We start from the raw sequence: 8,743 nt of genomic DNA on the forward strand, positions 1-8,743 counted from the left end.
GCGAACAGCTACCCTGAGGCAGCTCAATCGACAATTAATCGCAGAGGTTCTTGAACACAAGCGCATTGAGGATGCCCTTAGGGAGAGTGAGGAACGGTTTGCTCTGGCTATTCAAGCCAACACCAACGGACTCTTTGAAATCAACCTGAAGACCTATGATCATTACTACTCGCCCCAATTTCTCAGCCTGATTGGCTACCCATTAGATCAAGATGGACCGACCATTAATGAATTACTGGCACTGATTCATATTGAGGATATTGATGAGGTGAAAGCCATCCTAGATAACCTATGTGCTGGACGAAGTTCTCAGCGATGCAGCGCGGTCTTGGGGGAAACCCCCATGAGCGACTGCATCAAGAAGTGGAAACAAAAGTTTCGTCTGCTGCGCACAGATGGCTCAATTTCCTGGATTCTCTCGACTGGCCTGGTGATCAAAGATCATAACGGTGAAGTGGTTCGTCTAGTTGGTACCTTTACTGACATTACTGATAGCCAGAGAGTTAAAGCCTTATTAGCTGGACAAAATCGTATCCTGGAAATGATTACCCAGTGGGAGAAGTTGCCAGATGTACTAGACCGACTGGCTCGGTTGATTGAGGAGCAATTGCCCAAGATTAGGTGTGCCTTCTTGCTGGTGGACAAAAATGGGGTTAATCTGCATCATACTGCCGCCCCCAGCCTTCCAGAATCCTACATTCAGGCAATTGATGGTATGGTGATTGGTCCATATATGGCTTGCTGTGGCACTGCCGCCTATTGGCGAGAACCGGTCATGGTTAAGGATATTGCTACTCATCCCCTGTGTCGAAATATAAGGGATTTTGCACTCTCCCACAATCTCAGAGGGTGTTGGTCTATCCCCATTTTGTCCACTCAAGGGACGGTGCTAGGCACCTTCTCAACATACTACACTGAACCTCATACCCCAAACCGCGAAGAGCAACAACTGGCGGATAAGGCCACCCAACTCGCTAGAATTGCCATTGAGCGCTCTGTGGCACAGGAGGATGTACTCCGTACAAATGCCATGCTCAAAGCACAACAAGAAGCTGCCATTGATGGAATTTTAGTGGTTGATGAAAATTTTAGGGTGGTTTCGTACAACCACCGTTTCTGTGACTTGTGGCAGACTCCAGAACAGTTGTTTCAAGCCAATGATATTAAAGAATTGCTCAAGCAGCTGAGTTCTCAACTGAAGCATCCCGAAGAATTTCTGGCTCAGGTGGACTATCTCCAGGCTCATCCCAAAACAACGAACTACGATGAACTTTTAATGAAAGATGAGCGTATTTTTGACTTTTATTCAGCACCAGTGCTTACCAGTGGTGGGGATTACTATGGTAGAATCTTCTGCAACCGAGATATCACTGAACGCAAGCTATCAGAGGCAAAACTACGGCAGGCGGAACAGAAGTATCGCAAGTTAGTTGAGTCAGCTGGTGATGCCATTCTGATGGCAGATGCGGAAACCGGAATCATCCTGGAAGCCAATCAGATGGCGGAACAGATGCTCGGTCGTGGCAGAGATGAAATTATTGGGTTGCATCAGAGTCAGATTATTCCACGAGAACGATTCAAAGCCTACTCCCAAATTTTCCAGCAACATGTGGAGGCAGGGGGTGTATTTCAAGTAGAACTGGAATTACTGCATCAAGTTGGTACAACCGTGCCTGTAGAAGTTAGTGCGACTACTTTGGAGCTGCAAGGCAAGACAGTTGTGCAGGGAATTTTTCGAGACATTAGCGATCGCAAACAGGCAGAACAGGCGTTGAAGCAGGCTAAAGTTGACGCGGAAGTAGCCAATCGGGCTAAAAGTGAATTTTTAGCCAACATGAGCCATGAATTACGTACCCCCCTTAACGGCATTTTAGGTTATGCCCAAATCCTCCAAGAGGAACCACAACTGAGCGCTACGCACAAAGAGCAGCTCAGTATTATTCAGCAAAGTGGTCAGCATCTGTTAACCCTACTCAATGACATCCTGGATCTATCAAAAATCGAAGCCAGAAAAATGGAACTTGATGTCAGAGATTTTCAGTTTCCCAAGTTTCTCGAAGGTATTGTGGAAATTGTGGTGATCAGTGCTAAACAAAAAAACATTTCATTCCGTTACGAATTCCTTTCGCCTCTGCCTGAATTTGTCAAGGGTGATGAAATAAGACTGCGACAAGTTCTGATGAACCTTTTGGGAAATGCTGTCAAATTTACAGATACTGGTGAGGTAACGTTTAAAGTTGGTTATTTGGGGTGTTCAGAGTTGAACGTTGATCGGTTTAACCTTGTTCGCGTTAGCGCAGGGTCGGCCGAAGGCCACGCTTTCGCCGTAGGCGACGCTGAAGCGTGGCCAAAAGGCCAAGGTTCTCAAGACAACCTACCCTACGGTAATGCCAAAGGCGAACAACCTAAAAACCGTCAAGCTTTAACCGAAAAGCAAGGTACTCAAAAAATGCGCTTTGTGATAGCAGACACTGGCATTGGTATCCCACCAAAACAACTAGCAGAAATATTTTTGCCATTCCATCAAGTGGGCAATACTGACCGTCAGGTTAATGGTACAGGCTTAGGACTATCGATTAGTAAACGTTTAGCGGAATTAATGGGTAGTGAATTAAAGGTGAAAAGCACTGTCGGTCAAGGTAGTATTTTTTGGCTAGATTTAGATTTGCCAGAGGTTTCCGAGGAACAACAAGGAGGACAAGGAATTCTAGAATCCACTAAGGAAGAGAAAGCTGAAGACGTTATGCCTGTAGCTCCATCGCCAGATCAAATATCCGTTCTGTATGAACTAGCAATTATGGGTGATATTCGAGGCATCCAAGAGGAAGCTAATTTGATTGAACAGTTGGATGATAAATTCATTCCATTTTCTCAAAAGTTGCGTCAATTATCAAAAGGGTTTAAAGAAAGACAAATTCTGGAATTTGTTCGGAAGTACATGGATACAAAAGACCGCGAAGCTCATCGAATAAAATCAAAGGATTTAAAAACTCCAGATAAAGTTAGTAAAAAATAAAGTCTATATCTTTAAAAATAATCGCCATTTAAATGACTAGTTAAGCCAGGGATAAGTTATTCTATTTTTAAGGGTGATTTTAATTAGGTTTATTTTTATTAAATTGCACTATTTTTTTTACAAAAAAATATCCGAGTATTTTTGCTCTTATTAATTAGCCATTGATTAGCGAAAACCCCCAATAACGAGTTCATGTGATTATGAATATTTCCTCAGTAACTCAAACTAATCATCATTCCTCTTCCCGGAAAATTACCCTAACTGAGAGCTATAACAAAATTGGCTATAAAGGTGTAATTGTGATTGTTGATGATAGTCCGACTAATTTAGGGGTGATGTTTGAGTTGTTGAGCAATTCTGGATTTAAAGTCTTAGTCGCTCAAGATGGCTATAGTGCGCTCGAAAAAGTAAACTATGCTCAACCGGATCTAATCTTACTGGATATTATGATGCCCGGAATTGATGGGTTTGAAACTTGCCGTCGCTTGAAAGCTCAAGAGTCAACTAGAGACATCCCAGTTATTTTTATGACGGCTCGTACTGATACTCTCGACAAAGTTAAAGGTTTCAGGCTCGGTGCAGTAGATTATCTCACTAAACCAGTGCAGCAGGAAGAAGTAAGAGCGAGAGTAAACACTCACTTGAAAATCGGGCGTTTACAAAAGCAACTACAAGCACAAAATTTTCAGCTCCAAAAGGAAATCAAGCAGAAACAAGAAGCTGAGCATAAATATCGCAGTATCTTTGAAAATGCCACTGAAGGCATTTTTCAAGTTACACCAAAAGGAAAATTTATCACCGCTAATCCAGCCCTAGCAAGTATTTTGGGCTATCAGTCGCCAGAACAACTGATTAATCAAGTCACGGATATTGGGAAAGAACTCTACCTCGCACCGAGGCGTCGTGACGATATATTAGCCCTAATCCACAAAGAAGAAACATTATCAGAGGTTGAGTCCGAGGTCTATCGGAAAGATGGTATGGTAATTTGGATTTCGGAAAATATACGAGCAGTCAGAGACAATTTTGGAGATTTACTCTACTACGAAGGCACAGTGAGCGACATTACAGAGCGTAAAAAAGCTGAAGATGAACTTCGTCGTGCCCAAACCCAAGGTGAGCGTTTGCTGCTTAATATCTTGCCCGAACCGGTCGCAGAACAGTTAAAAAAAGGAGAACGTACTCTGGCAGAAAGTTTTGAAGATGTAACTGTTTTGTTTGCTGATTTAGTTGACTTTACCAAACTCTCAACCCAAACCTCTCCCACCGAACTGGTCGAAATTCTCAATGTAATTTTCTCAGAGTTTGACCAACTAGCTGAGGAGCATGGTGTCGAAAAAATTAAGACGATTGGTGATGCTTATATGGCTGTTGCCGGTCTGCCAAAAGCCTGCAAGTATCATGCGGATGCGATCGCTAAAATGGCATTGGATATGCAAAAATTAATTGCGCAATACAATGCTCAAACGAATCAGAATTTCCGTCTCAGGATTGGCATCAACAGTGGACCAGTGGTGGCTGGGGTAATTGGAATCAAAAAATTCAGCTATGATTTGTGGGGTGATACCGTAAATATGGCTAGCCGTATGGAATCTCAGGGTATACCAGGTGGCATTCAGGTTACAGTTACTACCTATGAGAAATTAAAAGATAAGTACCGGTTTGATAAACGGGAACCCTTTGAAGTCAAAGGCAAAGGGAAAATGACTACTTATCTGCTCACAGGTCCTAAAGCAATGGGTAATCGGTAAGTGACCATACTATAGTTGACTTGACTTGACCCTTGAGGGATTTCTTAAGTTCAGCAGTTCAGCACTTCAGCAACACCGTAAATTAAACTAACCCGTCAACAACTCACCGCTAAGTCTGATCAGACTATAGCGGGAGCTTGCTAGAAGCTCATAGTTGACCAGACTAAGATCGTTCTAATGGTCTACGTTACTTGAGTCATAACACCTGTAGATGCGTGCCAGTCTTCAGCTCTGTTGTTAGCAATTAAACATCTGTAGTGAGTTAAGGAAGTGTTGCTAACCTAAAAAGCTTTTGTAACATGGTCGAGGCAAACTTTACCCACATTGTGGAGAGATCAAAGTAATGCGAGTTTTCGTGCTAGATAAAGACAAACAACCTCTGGATCCATGTCATCCGGCACGGGCTAGAGATCTACTTAAAAAAGGGAGAGCTAAAGTTTTCAAGCGCTACCCATTTACTATTATCATGCAGGATATATCGTTACAGGATTCTGTTGTTCATCCACACCGAATAAAAATAGATCCAGGCTCTAAAACGACGGGAATAGCTATTATTCAGGAGCAAACTGGACGGATCACAAGCGCCTTAGAAATCAATCATAGAGGGCAGCAAATTAAAAACTCTCTAGAGTCTAGACGAGCTTTAAGGCGAGGTAGACGAAATCGAAAGACTCGTTACCGTAAACCTCGTTTCCTTAATCGAAAACGCCCAGAGAGTTGGTTGCCTCCATCATTAATGAGTCGAGTATTTAATATCGAGGCTTGGGTTAGGAGACTAATAAAACTGTGCCCTATAACCGCAATATCTCAAGAATTAGTTCGATTCGATACTCAAAAAATGCAAAATCCAGAAGTATCAGGAATTGAGTATCAACATGGTGAACTATTTGGGTTTGAGGTAAAAGAGTATCTACTCGCTAAGTGGGGAAATAACTGTGTTTACTGTGGCGCTATTGATACACCTTTAGAAGTTGAGCACATTATACCAAAATCAAAAGGTGGCAGTAATCGAGTTAGTAATTTGACTCTTGCTTGTCGGTGCTGTAATCAGAAAAAAGGCAATAACCCGATTGATGAATTTTTAATAAAAAAACCGGAAATTCTCAAAAAGGTATTAGCTAAAGCAAAAACCCCTTTGAAAGATGCAGCAGCCGTCAACGCAACCCGTTGGGAATTATGGAGAAGACTAAAATCAACTGGGCTGCCTGTGGAAACAGGTTCTGGTGGCCTGACCAAGTTCAACCGGAAAACCAGAGGTCTTGATAAAACCCATTGGACTGATGCTGCTTGTGTAGGTAAGTCCACTCCTAAGAGATTACTGCTAAACGGAGTGAAGCCATTGACAATTACAGCTAAAGGTCATGGTGTTCGTCAAAGATGCCGACCAAATAAATACGGTTTTCCAAAGGCTCATGCTCCTGCCGCTAAATTCTTCAGGGGTTTTCAAACGGGAGATATAGTCAAAGCTGATATCAAAAAAGGGAAATATGCCGGAAAGTACACAGGCCGTATAGCTATTCGTCATCGCCCAAGTTTTGTACTTCAGACTTCTGACAAAAAAATTGATGTACATCCAAAGTACTTACAGACAATCTTTAAAGCTGACGGTTATGAATACCAAGCTAATTAATACTGATTCGATGCACGCTCATTTTATTTATCTGCGGGAATTCCCAAGGGGCTGTGTACAGAACCTGCGTCCGCACTTTATACGCCCCGTCTCCCGCTAAAACTAACGTTTATAACGGGAGGGGAATTCCCGTCTTTAAGATGGAAAAATAACCCAGAGTGAGCAACCTGTGCTACTATCTGGGAAAATCCTCCTAGCTGAGATCACCAATGGGTAAGGTTCTGGTGTTAAACGCCTCCTATGAGCCGCTCAACATCACCAACTGGCGACGGGCAGTTGTCTTGTTGATCAAGGGTAAGGCAGAGCGTATCGAACATAACGGCAAATACGTTTACGCAGATTTTCCACTGCCTACAGTGATTAGACTGCGCCATTACGTCCGGGTACCCTACAAAGAGATTCCCCTTACCCGTCGTAACATCCTGCACCGTGATGGTCACTCTTGTCAATACTGCGGCTACAGCGGTGATGACTTAACGTTAGATCATGTAATTCCTCGTTCTCGCCATGGAGGTGAGTCCTGGGAAAATATTGTTACAGCTTGCGTGCGCTGCAACGTCAAAAAAGGGAATCGCACCCCTAAAGAAGCCAACATGATGTTGCAAACCCAACCCCGGAGACCTTATAGTAGTCTCCACTTTGAAATTGCTAAACACTTAAAAACTGGACGGCATCAGGAGTGGCGGAAGTATGTGATTGGTGCCTAGTCCGCTAAATCATGTCACGACTAATGAAGCCAAAAGGGGATTAACCAATGGCTAATGACTAATGACTACTAACTAATGACTAACAATTTACTTAACAGTGGTGCATCTAGCTTAGATTCAGAACAGGTTGATGCTAAAGCGCAACCGTCATCTACTCAAGATGTAAATTCTTCCGTGGGAAATTCCCAAACAAAAAGGCGGCAGTCGCCTACATCAGCCTCAAAAGTACATTCAAAAGTACAACAGTTCCAAGAGACTCTAGAGCGTCATCAAAATGAGCGGCAACTGATCATCCTACAAGATTTCCCTGACCCAGATGCTCTCTCTAGCGCTTGGGCTTACCAGCTGATTGCCCAGGAGTATAATATCCAATGCGATATTGTCTATGCTGGTACCCTCTCTCACCAGGAAAACATTGCCCTGGTTAAGCTGACTGGTTTACCAAGCAAACGCTGGAGTGTGGAGAGCACAAAAAATCAAGATTTATCGGTGTATCAGGGCTATGTGCTGATTGATAATCAGGGTACAACCACCCAGCTGTTACCGATTGTTACCGAGGCGAATATTCCTCTAATGGCAATATTTGATCATCACAGTAGTCAAGGGGAGTTGAAAGCAGAATTTATTGACCTTCGTCCTCAAGCAAGAGCCACCGCGACGCTATTAACCCATTACCTTCAGGCTGGGTTACTACAGCTTGATAGTAGCATTAGTGAACATATCAAATGTGCTACAGCCTTGATGCATGGTCTGCGCTCTGATACTAATATGCTGATGCAGGCTCAGGAAGAGGATTTCTTGGCAGCTGGATATCTCAGCCGCTTCTACGACACTCAACTCCTTAACGCTATACTCAAGACATCTCGATCTCGCCGAGTGATGGATGTTATTGAGCGATCGCTTAAATATCGCATTGTCCAAGATAACTTCTCTATGGCTGGTGTCGGCTATCTTCGCTATGAAGACCGGGATGCTATTCCCCAAGCTGCTGACTTTTTAGTTACTGAAGAAAATGTTCACACTGCTGTGGTTTATGGGATTGTTTACGATGAAGACCAAGAATTAGAAGTGGTGATTGGTTCCTTGAGAACCAATAAGTTAACCCTCGACCCTGATGAATTTATCAAAGAAGCTTTCGGTCAAGACAGTCATGGGCGTTTCTTTGGTGGTGGACGCATGATGGCTGGTGGCTTTGAAATTCCGACGGGATTCTTGAGTAGTTTTAATGACAAATCGGAGTATGCCAAGCTCAAGTGGGAGGTGTTTGATACCCAAGTCAAGCAAAAACTACTGCGGTTAGTTAATCCCCAGGATACGGTAATCTAAAGTGACTAAGAGCTCATTCGTAAACTCGCTGTAATCTTTGTAGGATAAGGCTTGCGCTAAAATAGAACAATTGAACTATTTAATACCGAAAAGACAATCATAGCAAGGCTTTCAGACTTATTAAGATTTCCTTTACAAATCAGCTCTAATACCAACTAATTAACTCAGGAGTGTTTTGAGTGTAGCGATTGCATTATAAGCTACTGTCAACAATCAGCCCGTCAATAACTCACCGCTAAGTCTTTAAGACTATAGCGGGAGCTTGTAAAAAGCTCATAGTTGACCAGACTAAGCTCTAAGCGAGCTACGTTAT

Annotated in this window: 5 protein-coding genes; all 5 read left to right on the forward strand. The window is 43.0% G+C overall.

Going from position 1 to position 8,743, the window contains the following annotated elements; translation table 11 throughout:
* Nucleotides 1-3,016: PAS domain S-box protein (locus F6J99_RS36355; RefSeq protein ID WP_293120513.1), on the forward strand; the 3,016-nt coding region annotated here is incomplete at its 5' end.
* A 200-nt stretch (nt 3,017-3,216) separates the two neighbouring features.
* On the forward strand, nt 3,217-4,767 hold the full coding sequence (locus F6J99_RS36360; protein ID WP_293120515.1) for an adenylate/guanylate cyclase domain-containing protein: 1,551 nt from the start codon (nt 3,217-3,219) through the stop codon (nt 4,765-4,767).
* 343 nt (nt 4,768-5,110) lie between these two features.
* A complete protein-coding gene (iscB, locus tag F6J99_RS36365; RefSeq protein WP_293120517.1) occupies nt 5,111-6,397 on the forward strand; it encodes an RNA-guided endonuclease IscB in 1,287 nt (428 codons plus the stop codon).
* A gap of 209 nt (nt 6,398-6,606) precedes the next feature.
* Nucleotides 6,607-7,104, forward strand: a complete 498-nt coding sequence (locus tag F6J99_RS36370; protein ID WP_008189673.1) for an HNH endonuclease — start codon at nt 6,607-6,609, stop codon at nt 7,102-7,104.
* A gap of 75 nt (nt 7,105-7,179) precedes the next feature.
* Nucleotides 7,180-8,430, forward strand: coding sequence for a bifunctional oligoribonuclease/PAP phosphatase NrnA (locus F6J99_RS36375; RefSeq protein ID WP_293120519.1), 1,251 nt, complete (start codon nt 7,180-7,182; stop codon nt 8,428-8,430).
* The last annotated feature ends 313 nt before the right edge of the window (nt 8,431-8,743 follow it).

It is taken from the genome of Moorena sp. SIO4G3 (assembly GCF_010692305.1).
GTDB classification, from domain to species: Bacteria; Cyanobacteriota; Cyanobacteriia; order Cyanobacteriales; family Coleofasciculaceae; genus Moorena; species Moorena producens_A.

What these genes read in the sequence shown, in the direction of transcription:
- iscB (WP_293120517.1), top strand. Translation starts at nt 5,111, where the DNA reads ATGCGAGTTTTCGTGCTAGATAAAGACAAACAACCTCTGGATCCATGT.
- F6J99_RS36370 (WP_008189673.1), top strand. Translation starts at nt 6,607, where the DNA reads ATGGGTAAGGTTCTGGTGTTAAACGCCTCCTATGAGCCGCTCAACATC.
- F6J99_RS36360 (WP_293120515.1), top strand. Translation starts at nt 3,217, where the DNA reads ATGAATATTTCCTCAGTAACTCAAACTAATCATCATTCCTCTTCCCGG.
- F6J99_RS36375 (WP_293120519.1), top strand. Translation starts at nt 7,180, where the DNA reads ATGACTAACAATTTACTTAACAGTGGTGCATCTAGCTTAGATTCAGAA.